The organism is Pontibacter diazotrophicus (assembly GCF_003367245.1).
GTDB classification, from domain to species: domain Bacteria; phylum Bacteroidota; class Bacteroidia; order Cytophagales; family Hymenobacteraceae; genus Pontibacter; species Pontibacter diazotrophicus.
Genome location: NZ_QRGR01000003.1, coordinates 258,293 through 278,243 on the forward strand (window position 1 = coordinate 258,293; position 19,951 = coordinate 278,243).

12 protein-coding genes are annotated in these 19,951 nt (G+C 48.0%); 1 reads left to right on the plus strand and 11 read right to left on the minus strand.

Annotation, left to right across the window (positions count from 1 at the left end):
* Window positions 1–55 precede the first annotated feature (55 nt).
* On the plus strand, window positions 56–1,513 hold the full coding sequence (locus DXT99_RS03200; protein WP_115564075.1) for an aldehyde dehydrogenase family protein: 1,458 nt from the start codon (window positions 56–58) through the stop codon (window positions 1,511–1,513).
* A 101-nt stretch (window positions 1,514–1,614) separates the two neighbouring features.
* On the opposite strand, the gene DXT99_RS03205 is transcribed toward DXT99_RS03200, so the two are convergent.
* The 11 genes from DXT99_RS03205 to DXT99_RS03255 all read right to left on the minus strand — a co-directional run bounded on the left by DXT99_RS03205 (window position 1,615) and on the right by DXT99_RS03255 (window position 19,898).
* A complete protein-coding gene (locus DXT99_RS03205) occupies window positions 1,615–2,949 on the minus strand; it encodes an NAD(P)/FAD-dependent oxidoreductase (protein ID WP_115564076.1) in 1,335 nt (444 codons plus the stop codon).
* A 370-nt stretch (window positions 2,950–3,319) separates the two neighbouring features.
* Window positions 3,320–3,655 carry a hypothetical protein gene (locus DXT99_RS03210; RefSeq protein WP_115564077.1) on the minus strand — a complete coding sequence of 112 codons (336 nt, stop codon included), beginning with the start codon at window positions 3,653–3,655 and terminating at the stop codon, window positions 3,320–3,322.
* Between the two features lie 185 nt (window positions 3,656–3,840).
* On the minus strand, window positions 3,841–4,755 hold the full coding sequence (locus DXT99_RS03215; RefSeq protein WP_181885015.1) for a Gfo/Idh/MocA family protein: 915 nt from the start codon (window positions 4,753–4,755) through the stop codon (window positions 3,841–3,843).
* A gap of 289 nt (window positions 4,756–5,044) precedes the next feature.
* Window positions 5,045–6,169, minus strand: a complete 1,125-nt coding sequence (locus tag DXT99_RS03220; protein WP_181885016.1) for a SusE domain-containing protein — start codon at window positions 6,167–6,169, stop codon at window positions 5,045–5,047.
* A gap of 66 nt (window positions 6,170–6,235) precedes the next feature.
* Complete coding sequence (locus DXT99_RS03225) at window positions 6,236–7,837, minus strand: RagB/SusD family nutrient uptake outer membrane protein (protein WP_115564079.1); 1,602 nt, start codon at window positions 7,835–7,837, stop codon at window positions 6,236–6,238.
* An 18-nt stretch (window positions 7,838–7,855) separates the two neighbouring features.
* Window positions 7,856–11,173 (minus strand): SusC/RagA family TonB-linked outer membrane protein, encoded by a 3,318-nt coding sequence (locus DXT99_RS03230; protein ID WP_115564080.1) that lies wholly within the window; start codon window positions 11,171–11,173, stop codon window positions 7,856–7,858.
* A gap of 5 nt (window positions 11,174–11,178) precedes the next feature.
* Window positions 11,179–12,219 carry a FecR family protein gene (locus DXT99_RS03235; RefSeq protein ID WP_115564081.1) on the minus strand — a complete coding sequence of 347 codons (1,041 nt, stop codon included), beginning with the start codon at window positions 12,217–12,219 and terminating at the stop codon, window positions 11,179–11,181.
* 190 nt (window positions 12,220–12,409) lie between these two features.
* Window positions 12,410–15,124 carry an alpha-L-rhamnosidase-related protein gene (locus DXT99_RS03240; protein ID WP_115564082.1) on the minus strand — a complete coding sequence of 905 codons (2,715 nt, stop codon included), beginning with the start codon at window positions 15,122–15,124 and terminating at the stop codon, window positions 12,410–12,412.
* An 824-nt stretch (window positions 15,125–15,948) separates the two neighbouring features.
* Window positions 15,949–17,553, minus strand: a complete 1,605-nt coding sequence (locus DXT99_RS03245; RefSeq protein ID WP_115564083.1) for a DUF6377 domain-containing protein — start codon at window positions 17,551–17,553, stop codon at window positions 15,949–15,951.
* A gap of 107 nt (window positions 17,554–17,660) precedes the next feature.
* Window positions 17,661–18,260 carry an RNA polymerase sigma factor gene (locus DXT99_RS03250; protein WP_115564084.1) on the minus strand — a complete coding sequence of 200 codons (600 nt, stop codon included), beginning with the start codon at window positions 18,258–18,260 and terminating at the stop codon, window positions 17,661–17,663.
* Between the two features lie 612 nt (window positions 18,261–18,872).
* The gene (locus DXT99_RS03255; RefSeq protein ID WP_115564085.1) at window positions 18,873–19,898 is read right to left on the minus strand and encodes a UDP-glucose--hexose-1-phosphate uridylyltransferase; all 1,026 of its coding nucleotides are present in this window, start codon (window positions 19,896–19,898) and stop codon (window positions 18,873–18,875) included.
* Window positions 19,899–19,951 lie beyond the last annotated feature (53 nt).

Here is a 19,951-nt window from a genome sequence, read left to right on the forward strand (position 1 = left end):
AGGCTGCTTTGGCTGTAAACTTATGTAGTAACATACATTAAGACGACACAAACCTATGGAAGCATATAAAGAACTTAACAAGCAGTTTATCAATGGCGAATGGATTGACGGAACAGAGGGCCACACAGTCGAGAACCTGAACCCATATGATGAGTCTGTGATCAACACATTTAAAGGAGCAAGTACAGATGATGTAGACCGCGCTTTCAATACCGCTAAAGAAGCATCGAAAACATGGAGCGTTACTCCCCCGACAGAAAGGCAAAAGGTACTGCTGAAAGCTGCGGAGCTTTTACAGGAGCGCAAAGAGGAGATAATGGACTGGCTGACAAAGGAAGTGGGAGGCACGTACCAAAAGGCAGAGGTAGAATTCATGCAGACGTACCAGATGCTGATTGAGTCTGCCTCCTTCCCGATGTGGATGCACGGGTACACCATCCCCTCTATGACGCCAGGCAAGCAGAGCCTTGTCTTCAGGAAAGCCCTGGGGGTTGTGGCCATGATTAGTCCGTGGAATTTTCCGCTATACCTTTCAATGCGCACGGTCGCCCCTGCCCTAGCAGTTGGGAACACAGTCGTCATGAAACCTGCTTCTCAGTCGCCGGTAACCGGAGGAACATTGATAGGCAAGTTGTTTGAAGAAGCAGGTGTGCCTAAAGGAGTTGTGAGTGTAGTGGTGGGCAAGTCCAGTATCATCGGCGACTACTTTACAGGGCATCCGGCATCCAGCCTCATTTCTTTTACAGGGTCAACACCGGTGGGAAAAGGGATAGGCCGTATAGGCGGAGAAGGCTTAAAGAAGCTTGCGCTGGAGCTAGGCGGGAACAACCCATTGGTTGTTTTGGAAGATGCTGATATTGGCAATGCCGTAGATGCAGCTATTTTTGGCAGGTACATGCATCAGGGGCAGATATGTATGTCCACGAACCGGATAATTCTACATGAGAAGATATATGAAGAGTTCAGGCAGCGTTTTGTAGAAAGAGCGAAGGCATTGCCTTATGGTGATCCAACCGACAAGGAAACCGTTATAGGTCCTTTGATTGATAACAAATCGGTGAAGCGCGTACTAGACCTAATAGACAGGGCGGTAAAGGCTGGTGCGAAAATAGAAACAGGCGGCGAAGCAGAAGGAAATGTAATTCAGCCAACGGTGCTATCCGGGGTAACGGAAAATAACCCGGTGTTTCAGGAAGAGATTTTTGGTCCGGTTGTAGGCCTGACTACTTTCAAAGACGACAAGGAAGGCATAAGACTGGCAAATGCCACACAGTACGGCCTGAGTTCTGCACTGCATACCAGAGACCTGCAGAAAGGAATACGGCTTGCTAAACAGATAGAAGCAGGTATGGTGCACATCAACGACCAATCCGTGAATGACGAGATGAACACTCCATTTGGAGGAGAAAAGGATTCCGGGGTAGGACGTTTCGGTGGGCAGTGGATTCTGGAAGAACTCACCACCCTACAGTGGATCAGCTACCAGGATGAGTACAGAGACTATCCGATTTAAAAAAGCTTAGCTTTTCACAAGCGCGGCCTGTTCAGAAAACTGAACAGGCCGCGCTTGTTATTTACAGATAATGCCTCTGCCCCTGGTACGAACATGCAATACTACACCACTGCTTTGTGCGAAATGGTTTCTTCCACCGGAATGTTCTCCTGTTTGTTTCCGACTATTAACCGGTTACCTGTATCATAGGTAAAATAGCTCCAGAGCCAATTAACGGTAACAACCAAACGGTTCCGGAAACCAACGACGGAGATAAGGTGGATAAACATCCAGATGAGCCAGGCTAAAAAACCTTGTGTTTTATATTCCTTTTTAAAGATCTTCAGGTCAGCCACGGCGCGGTTACGCCCGACTGTTGCCATAGAGCCTTTGTCGTCGTAGGTGAAAGCCTCTAAGGGTTTACCTGAAAATATGTTGCACAAATTTTTACCTAACTGTTCGCCTTGCTGTATGGCTGGCTGCGCCAGCATGGGGTGCCCAAACGGGTATTCTTCCGTAATCATGGCAGCGATGTCGCCAATAGCGAAAATATTATCATAGCCAGACACGCGGTTGTAGATATCTACCTTTAGCCGGTCGCCTCTCAAAATGCTTTCCTTTTGAATACCCTTTATAGGTGCACCTGATACGCCTGCCGCCCAAATTAGCGTCCGGGTGATAAGTGTCTCTCCTGTGTCTAATGTTACTGTGCATCCGTCATAAGATTTCACGCGCCGGTTCAGCCACACATTTACTCCAAAATCTTCCAGAAACTTCAATGCTTTCTCTGATGCTTCAGCTGACATTCCTTTTAGCAAAGCAGGTCCGCTCTGTATCAGGTGGATGTCCATCTCCTTGAAATTAAGCTCCCGGTAGTCCTTTGGCAGCACATGTTTGCGTAGCTCACTCAGGGCACCTGCCAGTTCCACTCCTGTAGCACCGCCACCCACAATCACATAGTCCATCAGGCTGTTCAACTGCTCGTCGTCTTCTATCTGTAAAGCCTGTTCAAAGTTCTTCAGAATGGTATTCCGAAGCGTTAAGGCATCATCCAAGCTCTTCATAGAGATGGCCTTTTCTTCCATGGCTCTGTCGCCGAAGAAATTAGATGTAGCGCCGGTGGCCATCACCAGATAATCGTATTCTATTAATCCGATAGAAGTTTCCACTACACGGTTGGCTGTATCTATAAACTCCACCTCTGCCATCCGGAAATAGAAGTTATCCTGGCCATTAAAGATTTTCCGGAAAGGGTGAATGATGGAATCAGCCTCTACACCGGCCGTTGCCACCTGGTAGAGCAGAGGCTGAAAGGTATGGTAATTCTGCCTGTCTACTAGAACTACCTGCACATCAACATCCCGAAGCGACTTTGCCAGTTCTATACCTGCAAAGCCTCCCCCGATAATGAGTACACGTGGTTTTCCTAAATGTTCTATTCTGGTATGATGTGACATATTTATACTATGATTTACTATCGTCTCACAAGCTGTGAAGTGAGGGTATGCTATAAGAATGGGAGGCGCGACCAATCAGGCGCTAAGCAATGCCTTACATTCCTACCTAACTCTACGAATCAGGGCTGCTGCTGTTATAGGAGAAAAATATAAGAACAGAGTCAAAGGCTGACAAAGGTTTACCCGGAATGAATTGTACGATCTACAAGCAAAGCAGTACTTCCGCCTATAGATGCAGAAAACAAGGCAGCTACAAGCGCCGCACTGGTGCTGCGCTTGTAGCTGCTAACTAAAAGTTAATTCTAAAGCACAGGCGATTTTAGAACGAAGCTAATACGTGAGGCAGCATTAAGCCCTTCGCTTTTCCGGGTTAAACTCTCTTGTCCAGGTTCTTCCCCAAATCCTCTACCTGCTTCATGAAGTTTTCAATTAATTCATCTGAATAAAGACCATAAGCATCAGAGATGGTACCTTTGGCGCCGGAGGTGGTATCCACCACATACAGGATAGACATATCATCCGGGTTGCTTTCTCCTTCAAAACGGTAGAAATTAACAATCCGAACCTCGTCCGGCCTGAACTGCTGTTTGCTGTCCATGGTGCTCAGCATGCCGTCTTCTGTTACTCTGAAATCAAGCTTATATCCTTCTTTCTTCACTTGAGCGAGTACTGAGACAAGAGACGTTAATTCAACTTTGTTCTGCATATTACTATTCATTAATTCTGGTTGAGATATAACCCTATACGGAGAAAAAGCACAAGTATTCAGTTTAGGAAATAAAAAACGGAAAACAACGGAGAGTGACCTATGAAGCAATCATTTAAAAACTACATTACCTCGCTGAGGGAAGAAAATCAACTACAGTTATAGCGCCTTCTCTCATATAAAGTTCATTCGCTTTTTGTCAGCTCCGCTACTATTCTTTCACAGATTTCATGCGTAGTCAGGGCATCATTTGCTGTTATGCCTGGAGGAGTGCCAGTTGCCACGGCCTGTATAAAATCATTTACAATATTTTCAAATCCGCGTTTGTGAAGTGTAGGCTCCCAGTCATTACTTCCTAATTTCGTTACATCTTTCCCCTGATGTACCACTACATCCGAGACATTATAAGCTACTCTTTTTTCAGAAGCGCTCATCACTTCCACCTTCTCTTCATTGGTGCCGCTGTCCCGGTTCATAATGCCGATGGCGGTGGCACCACCAGTGGAGATAAACTGTACCGTTACATGATGCAGCAGTTCCTGCTCTATTCTGCCACTTACTATAAGTTGCTCCACCGGGTAAGGGAACAGGTACCGCAGCGTATCAACTACGTGAATAAAATCGTCGAAAATAAAGGTGCGTACAGCTGCGGGTAAGGCCAACCGGTTCTTCTGCATGATAACCATATTCGGTTCCTGTACCTCTTTTAACTTCTGGTACGCCGGTGCATACCTCCTGTTAAAGCCAGTCATTAACGTCAGACCTTTGCTCTCTGCCAACTCTACCAGCATCTTTGTAGTGTCATAGCTGTCCGTTATTGGTTTATCAACATACACATGTATATCATGTTGCAGGAGTTGCTCCACCAGCTCGTAATGAGCCTCAGTAGCCACATGCACAAATGCGCCTTTTATGCCACTGTTAAGCAGCGATTCAAAACTTTGGTGCAGGTGCCTGTACCGGTATTGCTGACCGATGCGCGCAAGCTTTTCCTGATCACGTGTATACAGGTGCAGTTCCACATCTGCCCTGCTACATAAAACCGGCAGGTACGCTTTCTGCGCAATATCGCCCAGGCCTATCATTCCTAATTTCAGCATGTCTTCTTTATAATTGACAGTTGATATACTTCTGTTTCTGGTACATGTGGAGGCATACGTAATAAAACAAACCCGAGCCGAAGATGCAGCATCTCCGGCCTGGCTTTTATACCTGCGCTGCCAGCTAAAAGCAAAGTTGGTGAAAAGACAAATTGTTTGATGATTCTGCTCTTTGGAATAGGCATAAAAAAAGCACCCGCGCTTTTAATTGCACAGGTGCTTTATTAGGTTCTATGGCAATGCCCCCCAAGATTAATAACAGAACAAGTGGCAGTGCTGCGTTCGTTGTTTACATTGGGATAAATAAATAATCCCCCGTCAGGTCGTTAAAGCGTATGCGGTACGAGCCGGCATCTAATAAGATATTATCACTGCCCTGTGCTCCTCTGCCATAGATTTCTTCCGGATCTCCTCCTGAACCCCAGTTAACATCCCAGTTTTCCGCAATACGGAACTTCAGCTGTGTATCCTCGTCAAAGGTATACTCCAGATCCCACAGGTGCGGATTAAAGCTCGACTGCGTCATGGCTACCACAGGATCTGTCCACTCATTGAAAGCACCAATAATACCAATGGATGCATACGTTTCATCTCCTGTTGCATCAAACGGTTCTATTGCAAAAGTCATTCTACGAATATCTAAAACTACAGAGTAATAGCCATCGGCTGGAACTTCAAAAGAAGCCGGATCCGGGTCGTCCTCTGTTGCACGGAAGGCTACGCCATAAATACCATTCTCCTCAACACCATCGCTGCCCCACTGCGGCGCCCATTCGCCCGGGTTCTGCAAGATTTTTAACGCACCTGCATCCAGATAACCTATGTAAATAAAAAGGAATGGGTCGGACTGCGTGCGGAACATTGGCATTCCCCTTGTGGCATCCCAGTCGTTCGCAGTGGCATCACCTACCATGTAAATAGTGGCAAAATCAGGTCTTTCGAGCCATGGCGTCACCGTCATGGTGATGGTATTCGAATAGGCTGGCTGCAGGTTCTCCCCTAACACAGTTCGCAGGCGCACCACAATATTTCCAGGCTGGCCGGGTTCTAATTCGAGACGGCCGAGCAAGGCATTTAATTCTTCATGCGTATAGGTTGCCTCCAGTTCGCTGCCCTGCGATACAACCTCAGGATTTTCAAAATTACCCTCTTCCATATCGAACTGCAGGACATAATCTACCGCTTCATTATTCCTTAACTCCGGGTTAGACCATGTCAACTCCAATGGGTCCCAAGAAAAAGTAACAGCTGCTTCTTCTGCCTGTTCTTCCTCCAGAACCAGCGAGGTAGTAGATGCCGTAATTGTAGGCGTCTCGCCGGCACGCACCGTTACCCTGTCTTCGTCTTTCTCACAAGACCAAAAGGCTAATGAGCATAAGGTGAGTATAAATACTTTGTTTATATAAGTCTTCATATACATTATTTTAAAATGAGTGAACAAAACAGGTAAGCAGCCCTATCTGATGCTTACCTGTTTTAACTACCTATAATCCGGGTTCTGCACCAGGTTAGGATTCGCAATAACATCTACAGAAGGCAGCGGGTAAAATCTTCGGAACTCTTGCACACCTCTTCCTCCTGGTACACCGCCTTTCCATGCCCACAGATACTCTCCACTGGTAAGCAGGCCGTAACGGATGAGGTCTGTTCTGCGGTGTGCCTCCCAGTTTAACTCTCTGGCTCTCTCATCAAGGATAAACTCAAGTGTCAGTTGGTTAGCGCTGATGTTCCCGGCATCACCATCATAAGCTCTCTGACGCAACTGGTTCACGTACTGCAGGGCAGCTCCTGCATCACCACCACCGCCACGTAACACTGCTTCTGCATACATCAGGTATACATCCGCCAGTCGGAACATAGGGTAGTCTGTATCCGGAAAAGCTCCTGTAGGATGAGAACCAGGCTGGCCCGTTGAAGTAACGTTTCTGTACTTCGTAATCGGGTATCCTTCTGTATACTGGCTGATATCATCAATTTCAAGGGTATGACCCGCTATATGAAAGATAGCGCGTTCATCTATAGTGCCAGTCACATCCGGGAAGAGGTTTACAATGGCGGGAGTAGTTCGCAAACCAGCCCATCCTCCATCTACACCAAACTCGGTCCTCAAATCATCTATTGTCGGACCAAGGGGAGCATGTGTCAGATAGGTCATACCGCCATAGGTCTGAGTTCTTAAGCCATCAAAAGCAATGGGAAAAATAATCTCGTTGGAGGTGTGGTTGTCCGCCAGAAACAGGTGCAGGTATTCTTCTTCCAGCGTATAGCCTGCATCAATCACTCGTTGGGCATAAGTAACAGCATCAGTGTACCTCGGCTGCCCTGTATAAACCTCCGCATTCATGTACAGCTTAGTGAGCAGTGTCCAGGCAGCAGCCTGGTCGGCTCTGGCGTACTCATTCTGCCGGGCCGGTACCAGAGTATTTTCAATGGCCAGCAATTCAGACTCAATGTAGTTAAAGAGCTCTTCTCCTGAGATGGGCTCAGGGAAGAAAGCACCAACCGGGTCCTCCTCTGTTACAAAAGGCACACCTCCACCGTATAGATCGAGTGCATGCCAATAGCTTAAGGCTCTCAGGAAGCGGGCTTCTGCGCGATACTCCTGCGCAAGTTCCAGGTTGGCACCGCTAATACCACGGCTGCTTAGCCTTTCGTCTGTTGTTTCACGGATAAACTCATTCGTGAGCGCCACCTGATAGTAGATGCGGCTGAACATAGCCCGGACAAACTGGTTATTTGGCGTCCAGTCCATCTCAATCAAATCAGGCAGACCAGCATCTCCCCATCCAATGACAGCCTCGTCGGTTGGCAGTTCCTGTAACTGCCAGTACTGGCGCAAATAGCTGGAGAAGCCTTCGTCACCGCCACTGATGTCGGGATCACCGGCTGGCCCCTGCTGTCCTGTTACGGCATATCCTGCATATAACTTACCGAGCACCTGCTTGTAGTTTGAAAAATCCTCATACACCGTAGCCGACGTTAAATCATAAGGCGGCACCTGGTCTAGGTCGTCATGACAGGCAGCGACAGAAAAGGCAACTGCTCCCGCTAGCAATACATTCTTTATATTGTTGATCTTCATCTTTTTCTTGTTTAGTATTTATAGACTAAGGTTCAGGCCCAATGAGAAAATGCGCGGCCTCGGATAGAAAGCGTTGTCGATACCACCCGCCACTTCAGGGTCTAAACCAGAGTAGTTCGTGATAACAAGCAGGTTCTGCCCGGTGGCCGATAAACGAAGCGATGCTTTGTCGTTCATGATCCGTCCGAAATCATAGCCAAGGTTAATATTATCAAGGCGCAGGAAAGAAGCATTCTCTACAAAGTAATCAGAGAAAAGACGTTCTGACTCTTCACTTACAAAGTTGGTTTCCCTAACACTTGCTGGTATGGTAAGCAGGTATCCTGGCCAGTCGAGGTTGTTGTAAAAGGCGTTAGCGGCTATGTTGTTATACACATAATTGCCGATGTTCCCACGGAATACAAAGCCAAAGTTCCAGTTCCTGTAGTTCAGTTGAGAGGTAAAGCCCAGGAACACATCCGGGTCCGGGCTCTGGTAACGGTAGAAATCCTCATCTGTAACAGACCCATCCTCCGTCAGGTCAGCGTATAAGCGCTCGATTGGAGCACCATCTTCGGTATACACCTGCTTGTACACATAGAATGAGTTTCGCGGATACCCCACAGAGTTGATCTGGATAGTGTTACCCACACCACCGCCAATACCACCAACTAAGTAGCCCGGGAAAGAAGGATCCGCCGCCTGGCCTAGACTCGTGATCTCATTCTGGTTATAGGTAGCGTTGAATCCTAAGTCCCAGGTCAGGTTTTCATTGCTTATAGCCGCATAGTTCAAGGCAAATTCCACCCCCCTGTTCTCAAGGCTACCCACGTTCGTAAACAGTTGATTTGTCAGGTTAGCCCCAGCCGGCACGTTAACGAAAGCCAACAGGTCGTTTGTGCGCCTGTAATAGAAGTCTACAGTACCTGAGAATTTGTTGTTCAGCACCCCGAAATCAAGACCAATGTTGTAGGTTTCCGTTTCCTCCCACTTTATGTTTTCATCATATCCTGCAGGACGTAACGTTCTGTAAAACTGATCACCTAGCTGATAACTGGCTTCCGCATTACTGTAGGCATAGCGTGGCAGGTACGGGTAGTATGAACCAATATCCTGTTGGCCGGTTAGTCCATACCCTAACCTTAATTTCAGGTCAGATAAAGCCTCAATGCCCTGCATAAACGGTTCATCAGCAATTCTCCAGGCCAAAGCCAATGCAGGGAACATGCCCCAGCGCGTATCCGGGCTAAAGCGGGAAGAACCATCTCTGCGCAAGGTGGCTGTGAACAGGTATTTGTCCCTAAACGTATAGTTTAACCTTCCGAAGTAAGAGATCAGAACGTTTGTAAACTCGTTTGGTCTTGGCGCCTGCGTGATGGTGTCACCCTCCATGTTCAGCGTTGGGAAAGCAGGTACCTCCGTATTAAACTTCTGGTAAGAGTAACCGGCTGTTAAATCAACGCGGCTGCGAATTGCTTCATACTCCTCAGTATAGTTGAGGTAAAAGTCCAGCAGGTTGTTTGTTTTGTTCTGCTCATACTGGCTACGGCTACCACCCTGTAGATACACAGAAGCAAGCGTAGCAGGAAGTATTATCTCGCCCTCCCCCTGCGATACATCATAACCCAGGTTCAGGTTGGCCCGCAGGGCAGGTAAGAAATGGAACTTGTAGTCGAGTTGCAGATTACCGATGCTTCTGCTTACATTACTTGTATTATCCGTCTGCTCTAGCGTACTCAGTGGGTTACGGGGCGCCAGTAAGTTGATGATCCCATCGTCACCCACCCACTCAAAGTATCCTCCGAACTCATTATCAGCATAAACGGGTTGCGTTGGATCAAAATTTACGGCCGTTCCAACAGCACCTTCATCAACAAAACGATGCTCTGACTGCACTCCCCTTACATTCAGGTTCACTTTCAGGTGATCGTCCAGGAAAGTCGGGTTCAGCGTTACAGCGCCTGAAGCCCGCTTCATGTTCGAGTTGAGCAGCACACCGTCCTGGTCTAAATACCCCACGGAAACGCGGTAAGGAATCGATTTGATTGTTCCGCTCACGCTCAGGTTGTTATCAAAACTCCAGGCATTCCGGTAAAGTAACTCCTGCCAATCTGTGTTTGCTTCTCCTAAGAGTTCTCTGTTCCCGGGGGACGCATATTGGTTAACAGCAGCCCGGTACTCATCACCCCTCAACACATCAATTGTTCTCGGGTTGTAAGACAGGGAGGCAAGGGAGCTGAAATTAACCCTCAGCTTTTGTCCTGCTTCACCTTTTTTGGTCGTGATAATGATTACCCCGTTGGAGGCACGAGAGCCATAGATAGCAGTTGCTGAGGCATCTCTCAAAATGTTGAAGGACTCAATATCATTCGGGTTGATAAGAGACAGTGGATTGGCTGTTCCGGAAATACCTTGATTGTCAACCGGAACACCGTCTATTACAACAAGCGGATCATTGCTGGCACTAAGGGAAGAGCCACCACGAATCCTGATCTGGCTACCTGCCCCTGGTGCACCGCTGCTAGAGGTGATTTGTACACCTGCCACTTTACCAGCTATTAGCTGCTCCGGCGTCTGAATGTTACCTCGCTGGAATTCCTCCTCTGATACTGCAGTAACAGTACCGGTTAAGTCACTCTTCCGCTGAGTACCATAACCCACAATCACTACCTCTTCGAGTGCCTCGGCGTCCTCGCTCATCGTCACATTGATAGTGGTCTGGTTGCCTACCTGCACTTCCTGGTTTGTGTAGCCGATATAAGAGAAAACGAGGGTGGCATCGGTGGACGGCACAGCAATGGTATAGTTACCCTCATAGTCTGTGGATGTACCGCGGGAGGTGCCTTGCAGCACAACCGTTACACCTGGCAAACCTACACCGGTCTCATCTGTCACCTGGCCTGTCACGGTCACGTCCGCCTGCACACGCCGGCTTTCGGAAGCCGGCCGCTCCGGGGCAAAGCTTCTCTCTCCTTTTGCAGCAGGTGCGGCAACAGCCTTCTGAATGATGTATACCTCATTCACCTTCTTGTAATTCAGCCCGGCTGGCAGCAGCACTTTATTTAAAAGAGCTTCCGCATCCTTTTCTCCCTCCAAAGAGGCAGGCACGCGCAACTGTATACTTTCGGCCACATCCGCGCTAAATGAAAACTGGATACCAAACTTGCTGCGTAGATCCGTCAGAACTTCGTTCAGTGATTTATTAACGTAGCTCGGTTTATTTCTGCTATAGTTAGCCGCCAGTTCCACCTGCAATTCTGAGTTACTCAGACCCTGTGCAGTTCCTGGTAAAGCTAAGCAGCATAACGCAGTGGAAAGGCCAAGGGCCTTGATCCGCCTTGTGTATTTATTTTGCATAGAACTTATTTGTTAGTAAGACTTATTGTTATTTCCTGATTCTCCTTTTTGATCGTTACTCCCAGTGTTTCAGACACTGTATCCAGAATATTATCTACTCCCCTGTCGTCGAGGTGCGCTGTTAGTTTCATATCTGCCAGGCTGGCCTCTTTCATCGTTACTTTATATCCGTATACATCTTCCAGCATGGTGGCTATTTCCTTCAGGGATGTGTTTTCAAAAATGACTTTGTTGTCCTTCCAGGAGGTATAGAGTTCTGTCCGAACATCCTTCCTGGTAATATCCGCTGTGGTCCCTGATACCTCCACCAGTTCCCCTGGCTTCATTACCAGTTGTTTTTCCTCATTGCCCTGCTCGTAGTTGAGGCGGACCTTCCCGGAGGCTAATACCACACGGCTCCTGGCTCCCCTGCTCGATACATCAAATGCTGTCCCTAATACCTCCACCCGTACGCCGTCTGCAGTTTGCACGACAAACTTCTGGTCGTTTGCTTTATGGGTGACTTCAAAAAAAGCTTCCCCTTCAAGCTGCACGAAGCGGGCTTCATTCTCGGACCATTCTTTTGGGAATGAAATCCTTGAGTTTGAATTCAGCACCACTACAGACTTGTCCGGCAGTTGTATAGTGCGTTTTGCACCATAGGCTGTTGCGTATTCCACGGTCTCGGTCTGCATACTACTGTACAGGAAGAAGGCCGACAGCAGGAGCAACAAACTAACAGATGCGGCTATGGCTGCCATTCTATTCCTTTGCCAGAAACCTAGCGATACAATACTCGCCTCACCCGGACGATGGGGATCATCTTTTCTTATCGTCTGGTTCAGTTGCTCCCACATCGCTTCTAACTCAAAGTCATGCAGCTCATCCTCATCTTCTGACAGCAGCAGTACGATTTGCCTGGCTTCTTCCACTAGTTCACGGTGAAAAGGATACTGCTGCAGCCAACTCTCCCAAAACAAATCTCTCTCAGGAGTAGGCGCTTTCACCCATTGGATAAAGTCTTCGTCTACGGCAAGATCTGATGCGTTTTCGTACTGATACTTCATCTAAAAATTTCGTTACTGTATTTCAGGTAATCCCTCTATACCAGTAATAGCCTGCCAGCACGCATTCTATCCCTCCTCACGCAAATTTTTTATCTGATTTCCACCTGCCGTCTACAGGTGCCTGCTATAATTGTATTTAGTACCTAAGCTTCCGCTCGTTCTTTCCTCTGAATTTCCAGGCAGCAGGCTTTTACCTGATTTTTATGACCCGCATATTGTCAACCATTGCCTGATTTATCTCTCCGTGCATGTTCTCATTGGCCGGCTCGAAAGTGAGGAAGATGGTGTGGCTGCCTTGCTGCAGCGGTACTTCTACTGCATTGGTATAGCCCCAGTTGCTCCACTCACCGGTGCCGCGCTGCGGCATGACGATGGTCCCTGCAAACTCTCCTTCTTTCTTGATCGTCCGGATGGCCGCTTTATTTTCTGTGTTGATGGGTCCGCTGCCATTGGCGTAGCGAAAGTCGATGGCATATATTCCGTCTTCGGGCACAGCGATGTTTACCTGCACCTGCGTGTTCTGCTGTTTGCTCAACTCCACAAAGCCGGTACCTGAGTAGTCGCGGTAAGGCAGCGTTGCTTTTGGAGCCGATTTCTCCAACTCATAAACCACTTTGTGTTTTTCCGGCACCACCATCACCGGCTCGCTGCCAAAAGAGGTTATCGCGTTTTCGTCCACGGCTAGCACCATATACTCTGCATAGCGACTGGTGTCCACCAGTATGTTGGTACCTGGCATATTTGCAAGCTCCTCCCCGTTCTTCATCACTTGGTATGCCACGGCTTCGTTTACCGCAGGCCAGCTCAACTTGCCCGCCAGGTAAGTTACCTTCGGCGTTTCCGGAGAAGTGTAGTCTACCGTATGATTTACTTCTCCATCTGCCGCATTGCCGGCAAGTTCAATCCTGATGGTATGGTTACCTGATAGTGTGGCTGGTACCTCCGGCCTGTCTAGGGTCTTGCCATCGAGGGTGATACTCTTGATCTGGTTTCCATAACCACTCAACTCAAAGTTGAGCAGCGCATTTCTGTATTTGAAGTTGCTGAGTTTATGGGTGCCGGCAAAGGCTTTCGGCACGAAGGGCTTCAGCTCCAACTTGTCTGCCTTCATATCAATCCCGAAAAACACCTTGTAGATCATGCTTATGTTTCCGGCTACACTCCACAATTGCCTGTCAGAGTTAATCTGGGTGCCGGCGTAGTCGCCTGTGCTGGCTACAAAATTCTCCTTGTTTGTCAGGAAAAGAGCAGCAGGTCTGAGTATGGCGCTGATGCTTTCTGTGAGTGCTTTTCCGTTCCCGGTTTTGGCAGCTGCCAAACTCCAGTAGGCTTGCACAAAGGGCCAGATGCCGTTGTTGTGATAGGGCGGGATACCCGGAATCTGCGGATATATACTCGGGATACCGTAGTCTGTAACGGGTGTACTGGCGACTACTTTTTTGCTACGTTCTGCATCGGCAACGCTATACAGCACACTCAGTGCCTCTCCAAGGGCTTCGGCACGCGGCGACAGGATTTTATAGTTACGGCCATACAGGTACTGGCCGTAATACTCTTTCTCCTGCTGCCACAAGTGCTCATTCATACCCTCTTTTACACGTGCAGCCACCTCATTGAACCTGGCAGCTGCTTCCCTGTCCTGTAGCAGTTCCGCCATCTGTGCTGCCACCAGGTTGGCCTGGTAATACACAGCGTTGGTACCTAAGTTCTCTGACGCATAGATATCCACCGGCTGCATCCAGAGCGGGTAGGTCTGTTCACGCCAGTCCAGGAAAGAGGATTCACCGCGCACCAAGCCTGTTTCCGGATTGTAGGCATTCACATAGTCATCCTCCAGGGAGTTTTTGATGATCGGATATGTCTCGCGCAGCCATGCTGCATCGCCGGTCGCTTTGTAGACTTCCCAGGCGGCCACAGCCCAGATCATCCTGTCCGTAGAAACAGGGTAGGCTCCTCCTGTGCCGGTGTCCTGTATAATGCGGCCGTTCTTCACCTTGCGCATCAGGCTGTACATCGACACCCTGGGCTGCAGCTGCGCCATACCCAGAATAATGCTGTAGCTGATATCGCGAGTCCAGACGCCGGCCCACTCTTTGCCAGTCCGGAAGGTGCTGTCGGCTTCTATGTCTTGCTGCATTTCGTCCAGCGACAAGTTATAGAGCGCTTCTATCAGCGGGTAATCTGATGTATACTGCGGAAAGGCGGAGATGTCCTGAGACAATTGCCACTGCGTAGCCGTCTGCTTACTGTCTTCCGGTTTGTTCAGTTGCAGTGTTACCTCATAAATACCGTCGCCATCCGCATCTGTTAGCTCCGCCTCCTTATTGCCGCTGAGGTTGTCAAAGTCCCAGCTCAACGGAGCTGTATTACCGGCAATGTAAACGCCTTTAAAATCCTCCTGAAAGATCCTATCTCCGGTTGGGGTGGTATAGTAGCCCTGCTTCTCAAATGCCTGTAGCACCGGGCGCATGTCCAGATGTACTTTCATCTCCATATTTGGAGTCAGGTACATTCCTTCCGGCACAGCCGTAGTATCAGTATATTGCTGGCCAAAAGTGATCAGGGGCGTTTCACAAGTGCCATCGCTGGCCAGGCAGTTAAAGTGGTGGTCGGTGCCGGAGGCCATTTCATTGTCGCGGCCGTTGATGGCAAACTTGAATGTAATGCGCGGGTCCTGGAATTCGTTGGCCGGGCTCCTGTAGCTGGAGGTTAGTTGAGTTGGGGAAAGCACACGTGCCACATGCTCCCCCTGCACCACACTGTCCGGGTACAGCGCATAAGCCTCCGACTGCCACATCGGCGTGGACCCAACGCTGGCAGGACTTTCAACTGGCTTCTGCGTCTGGCACGCATTCAGGGCCAATAGTGTAAAAAGAAGACTTGTTTTGGTAGTGGTTCTCTTCATTTGAACGAGGTTATGCCGAACCCTAAAATGCTCGCTGTTCCTTTTCATCTTAGCTGAACAAGACACTCGGATTTATGCTTTATAACAGCCAATGTACTTCACTCCCCCATGCCGTTGCTGTCATCTTTTGATTGAGGAGCAAAGCGAATTGCAAAGGTTAGTACTCACTTACAAAAAAACAGCACATATCAGGCAACAGCAATTTCCCCATTCTTAATGTAGAAAATAAAGCAATAAATTAAAGAACAAATCATTGAATCACAGACTTTTATAACCAACAAGCCATAGATAAAGAGTAGATGAAATGTAGGCGCTTATGTGCCTGGAAAAAGTAATCTGGTGCAATTGAGATGTGAACCTCATTCATTGTTACACCACCGGTTCATCTGGGGAAGGTGGGTTCTTCCGTTAAAAATGGGCAGCTAAGGCCTGGGTGAACGGCTAAGATTTTGGCTCTCGGGGCAAGGACTGGATAGCCAATACCCTCCCTGGATTTGGAGGCAAATTGAATATTTAGTTCTGTGTTAGTATCTGGCGTTACGCAACACCAGATCATAGTTTGTTTTAGTCCCGGCGGGACGACCTGTTCATAGCCTTATGACCAGAAACCGCCCTTAGCTCCAGCGGAGCGGCCTGTAAACATACCCCCAACAGGTAGCTCCGCTGGAGCTAAAGAATAGTGAGACTCTTTTTCTATCAACAGGTCGTCCCGCTGGGACTTTTGCGTAACGTCAGTTAATAAGTTTCGGTAGAGGTGGCTAGAATATTGTCCACGCCCTCTGGAAGTCTGCCATACCTGAATTAACAGAATTGCTTTCTTTGAGTTAGAAGGGTTTTATTTCCATTATCTTCTTTTCGAATTCCTCATTCGGAAGTATGGACTTGTTCTTCACTTTTGTCTTGTAGTTATAGATAGTGCTTACAGAGTACTCCAGAATACGGGCTATCTGCTCATGGTCGTGTATACCGATCCGAATCAATGCAAAAATCCTTAACTCAACATTGAGAGAATCCCTGCTTTTGGTTACTATCTTATCCTCTTCGGGAAAGTAAGAGTTGAAAACCGACACAAAATCAGGAAACAATTTCATGAAAATCTTATCAAAGTTCGTGTACAGCGCTTCCCTCTCCTTCTTCAGGTTGATGGTCTTCAGCACATGAGGTATTTCATCGTACTTCTTCGCCCTTAACTTATTCTCCACCGACTCTTTAAACTTCTCCAGCTTCTTGATGTACTCTGAGTAAACGTTAAAGGAGTGGCCTATATATTCTTCCTTGATGATGTTTGCCTCCAGCAGTTTGTCATTTATTTCCTGAAGGCGCTGGTTTGCATCGGTAACCGTCTGCTTTGCCTGCCTCAGCTGCTTTAACTGCCTGAATATGATAAAGGCAAACGCGACCACGAGCAGAGACAGTAAGGTGACCGCAATCGCGTACAGCAACAAGCTTCTGCGTTGCCCTTCTACCGTCACCAGCCGCTCTCCTTCTATGATAGGCAGTATGGCCGCCACTTGTATTTTGCGCTGCCTGGCGCCATAAAAATCAGCATCCTGCAGCGCTTGCTTAATATAGGTATAGGCTCTGGCCTCATCGCCGTTGTTATACAGCAGCTCCGCCAGGTTCATCAAGGCAACGGCTTCCGTGGTAGAGGACTTTATGTCTGCGATAGCTGCCTTTGCCATCATCTCTAATGCTTTGTCTGTGTTACCCAGTGCCCTGTGTATATTGCCCAGTGAATGAGACGCCATGGCATACTGATGCAAAGTTGGGTCGAACTCATCCAGGATCATCTGAAAATCGGTTTTTGCCTGCTCATAGTTGCCACTAGCCTCGTGCTTCATTCCCCTTAAAGAGTAAAACTGCAGGCTGTTCTGGTTCGTGAGCGCAAGTGCAGAGTCAACATACATCCCTCCCTGTGCTATGTACTGGCTGGCGTAGTGTTTATCTTGATTATAACTGGCCAAATCATAAAAGCCCCGTGCTTTCTGGGCATAGTAATCTACTTTTAAGCTACCAGGCTTATTTGCAATATTAACTGAATCCAGTGTATCGAAAGCCTCTTTGAACATACCCGACGACAGCAGAATGAAGCTCATACTCAACCTGGCCTGGGTCATTCTGGTGGAATCCTGCATTTGCCTGGCTGTTTCCTGAAGCTTTTGCGCGTAAGTGAAGGCAGAATCATATTTGTATGAGCGGTATTCGTCATAAAGGCTTTTGTACACCTCAAACTGGCGAAGAAGAGAAACATCATCATTCTCGTTCAGTATTCCTTTCAGCCTGCCGATACGCCCGCTCTTTTGCTGGATATAAGCTTCCCTGTTTTCTATCGCCTGGCTTAACTCCTGGAGCAAGCTGTCTGGGGTTTCTGCTGATAAAGCCGGAATAGCACACAGAAAAAGCACCAGCAGAACTGAAAGAAGCTTCATATCTCTAAAAAATTGTATAGATAAGTCAAGATGTAATTGAGCACATAAAGTAACCAATTAATCCAGACTAAAACTAAAAGCAGGAGGCCTGGGCCTTGCCTTTGTTTCTACAAGACAAAGCCGTAATTTTGGATTTGCTCACTTAAAGCAGCGAGCGAAAATAGGCCAGCACAGACTTTTGCCAGCAGCTGTTGCAGCTTATCGATGGCTTTGTAGGTGAGTTTATAGACTGACTGCTGCCCGATACCCATCACAGCCGCAATCTCCTCATACTTTAGGTTGGAGTAATACTTCAGGAAAATGACTTCTCTTTGACGGGCGGGCAATTGAGCGAGAACGGAGGCAATCCTTTCCCGGTTAATTTCGGAGGTCTGCAATGCGATAAGGTCTGCCTCGTATGAAGTTGCTTCCTCAAAACTATACTCCTCCGGCAATGTCTCGTAGGCAATGCCCCGCGTAAGTTTTTTGATAACCTCGCAGCGCAGCGATTTCAAGAGGTAATTTTTTATACTATAGGGAGTGGAGATATTTTCTTTGCTTTTCCATAAAGTAAAGAACACTTGCTGAATAGCATCCTTTACCAACTCTCTGTCATTGGAGAGCTTAGATCCATAGCGAAACATGATTGGCGCATACTCCCTGTAAAGGATGGTAAAATCTTCTTCGCTGCCATTTTTAAAATTAATCCACAACTCCAGCTCATTCATTGCAAAGAAAACTAAAAGTGTCTATGACAGTCACAAAGACTGATAATTGGTTATAGTGGGCAGCTGAATCAGGATACGTAATATGATAACTGCTGTTACAGATTTGATGCTTGAAAAGTGCGTCAGCACGCACTCAAAATCATGTTCATCTTTTAAACCTGCAGACTCATTCCCGTATCCTGTGCAAAATTCATGAAATTAGATATTAATTCCAAGCTCCTTAGTGAGTGGTAAATCACTTCTGTTAAACCGCTAATTAGCCCAGTATTTACCTGTTTTCACTCTTTTTAAGAGCATTTGAACGCTTTAGCTGAAGTACTTAATAGCAGCTCTGCCAGGTTTGCCTGCCAAATAGCATTATGGGTGATGCTAGACCTGAAATTAAAGTATGACAGAGGTCCGGAAGAAGTACACAAGCGTAAGAATTGTGCAGACACTTAGCTGGCTAAGTAGCAGGCAGTGGGCACAGGAATGGAAGGAGGAATCGCACTGATGGCAAGGCCCTAAATTGTGAGAAACCTGAAACAATAAAGGCTTTCCTCCTGCTTCAGATTTCTCACTTGTCGCTTGTGTTTCGAGACGAAAGCTATAAATTAAGCATTATGATGGGGTTCACACAAGGTCTCTGAGGCGCTCGGCACTTGCTTCAGGAGTAATGTCGCGCTGCGGATCGCCCATCATCTCATAGCCTACCATAAACTTCTTAACAGAGGCCGAGCGAAGCAGCGGCGGAAAAAAGTGCATGTGCAGGTGCCAAGCTACATGCTCCTGCCCGTCCGTTGGACGTTGGTGTATGCCTGATGAGTATGGAAACGACACATTGAAGACTTTGTCATAGACCATCGTCAAGCGCTTGATAGCATCGGCGAAGGCATCTTTCTCTGCGTCTTTCATCTGGCCAATATGCTGCAAGTGGCGCTTGGGCAGGATCATGGTCTCGAAGGGCCAAACAGCCCAGAATGGCACCAGCGCCACAAAGTGCTCGTTTTGATAGACAATTCTTGTTTTCTCTTCCAACTCTATTGCCAGGTAATCCTGCAGGAGGCTGCGCTGGTGTTTTTCATAATATTCAGCCTGGTGCTGCGTCTCTTTGGCCGGGCCACCGGGGATGGAGCTCTGTGCCCAGATCTGGCCGTGGGGGTGCGGATTGCTGCAGCCCATGGTTGCGCCTTTGTTCTCGAAAATCTGTACATGGTTGATAAAATCCAGCATGCCCAGTTCCTCATACTCCTGCTGCCATAGGTCCACCACCTTCCGGATGTCTTCCACTTCCATATCAGGTAATGTGAGGTCGTGGCGGGGCGAAAAGCAGATTACCTTCGCTATGCCGCGCTCGCTTTCAGCCCGCAACAGCCCCCCTTTTGTAAAGGAGCCCGTGGGAGTAGTAGGCTGCAGCGCCCCGAAATCATTATCAAAGGCATAGGTGGTTTTGTAATCGGGATTATGCTCACCGCTGGCTCTTTCGTTGGTGGGGCACAGGTAGCACGAGGGGTCATATTCCAGGCGAGTCTCTCTGTTTACCTCTTCCTGCTGCCCCTGCCATGGCCGCTTTGCCCGGTGCGGGGATACAAGCACCCACTCGCCACTGAGCGGGTTATACCTACGGTGCGGATGTTCCGCTAAATCAAAAGATGACATGTCTGCTTATTTAAAGTAAAGCCGTAGGCGTCGCTATGGCTTTGTAAACAATT

What these genes read in the sequence shown, in the direction of transcription:
- DXT99_RS03200 (WP_115564075.1), top strand. Translation starts at nt 56, where the DNA reads ATGGAAGCATATAAAGAACTTAACAAGCAGTTTATCAATGGCGAATGG.
- DXT99_RS03205 (WP_115564076.1), bottom strand. Translation starts at nt 2,949, where the DNA reads ATGTCACATCATACCAGAATAGAACATTTAGGAAAACCACGTGTACTC.
- DXT99_RS03210 (WP_115564077.1), bottom strand. Translation starts at nt 3,655, where the DNA reads ATGCAGAACAAAGTTGAATTAACGTCTCTTGTCTCAGTACTCGCTCAA.
- DXT99_RS03215 (WP_181885015.1), bottom strand. Translation starts at nt 4,755, where the DNA reads ATGCTGAAATTAGGAATGATAGGCCTGGGCGATATTGCGCAGAAAGCG.
- DXT99_RS03220 (WP_181885016.1), bottom strand. Translation starts at nt 6,169, where the DNA reads ATGAAGACTTATATAAACAAAGTATTTATACTCACCTTATGCTCATTA.
- DXT99_RS03225 (WP_115564079.1), bottom strand. Translation starts at nt 7,837, where the DNA reads ATGAAGATCAACAATATAAAGAATGTATTGCTAGCGGGAGCAGTTGCC.
- DXT99_RS03230 (WP_115564080.1), bottom strand. Translation starts at nt 11,173, where the DNA reads ATGCAAAATAAATACACAAGGCGGATCAAGGCCCTTGGCCTTTCCACT.
- DXT99_RS03235 (WP_115564081.1), bottom strand. Translation starts at nt 12,219, where the DNA reads ATGAAGTATCAGTACGAAAACGCATCAGATCTTGCCGTAGACGAAGAC.
- DXT99_RS03240 (WP_115564082.1), bottom strand. Translation starts at nt 15,124, where the DNA reads ATGAAGAGAACCACTACCAAAACAAGTCTTCTTTTTACACTATTGGCC.
- DXT99_RS03245 (WP_115564083.1), bottom strand. Translation starts at nt 17,553, where the DNA reads ATGAAGCTTCTTTCAGTTCTGCTGGTGCTTTTTCTGTGTGCTATTCCG.
- DXT99_RS03250 (WP_115564084.1), bottom strand. Translation starts at nt 18,260, where the DNA reads ATGAATGAGCTGGAGTTGTGGATTAATTTTAAAAATGGCAGCGAAGAA.
- DXT99_RS03255 (WP_115564085.1), bottom strand. Translation starts at nt 19,898, where the DNA reads ATGTCATCTTTTGATTTAGCGGAACATCCGCACCGTAGGTATAACCCG.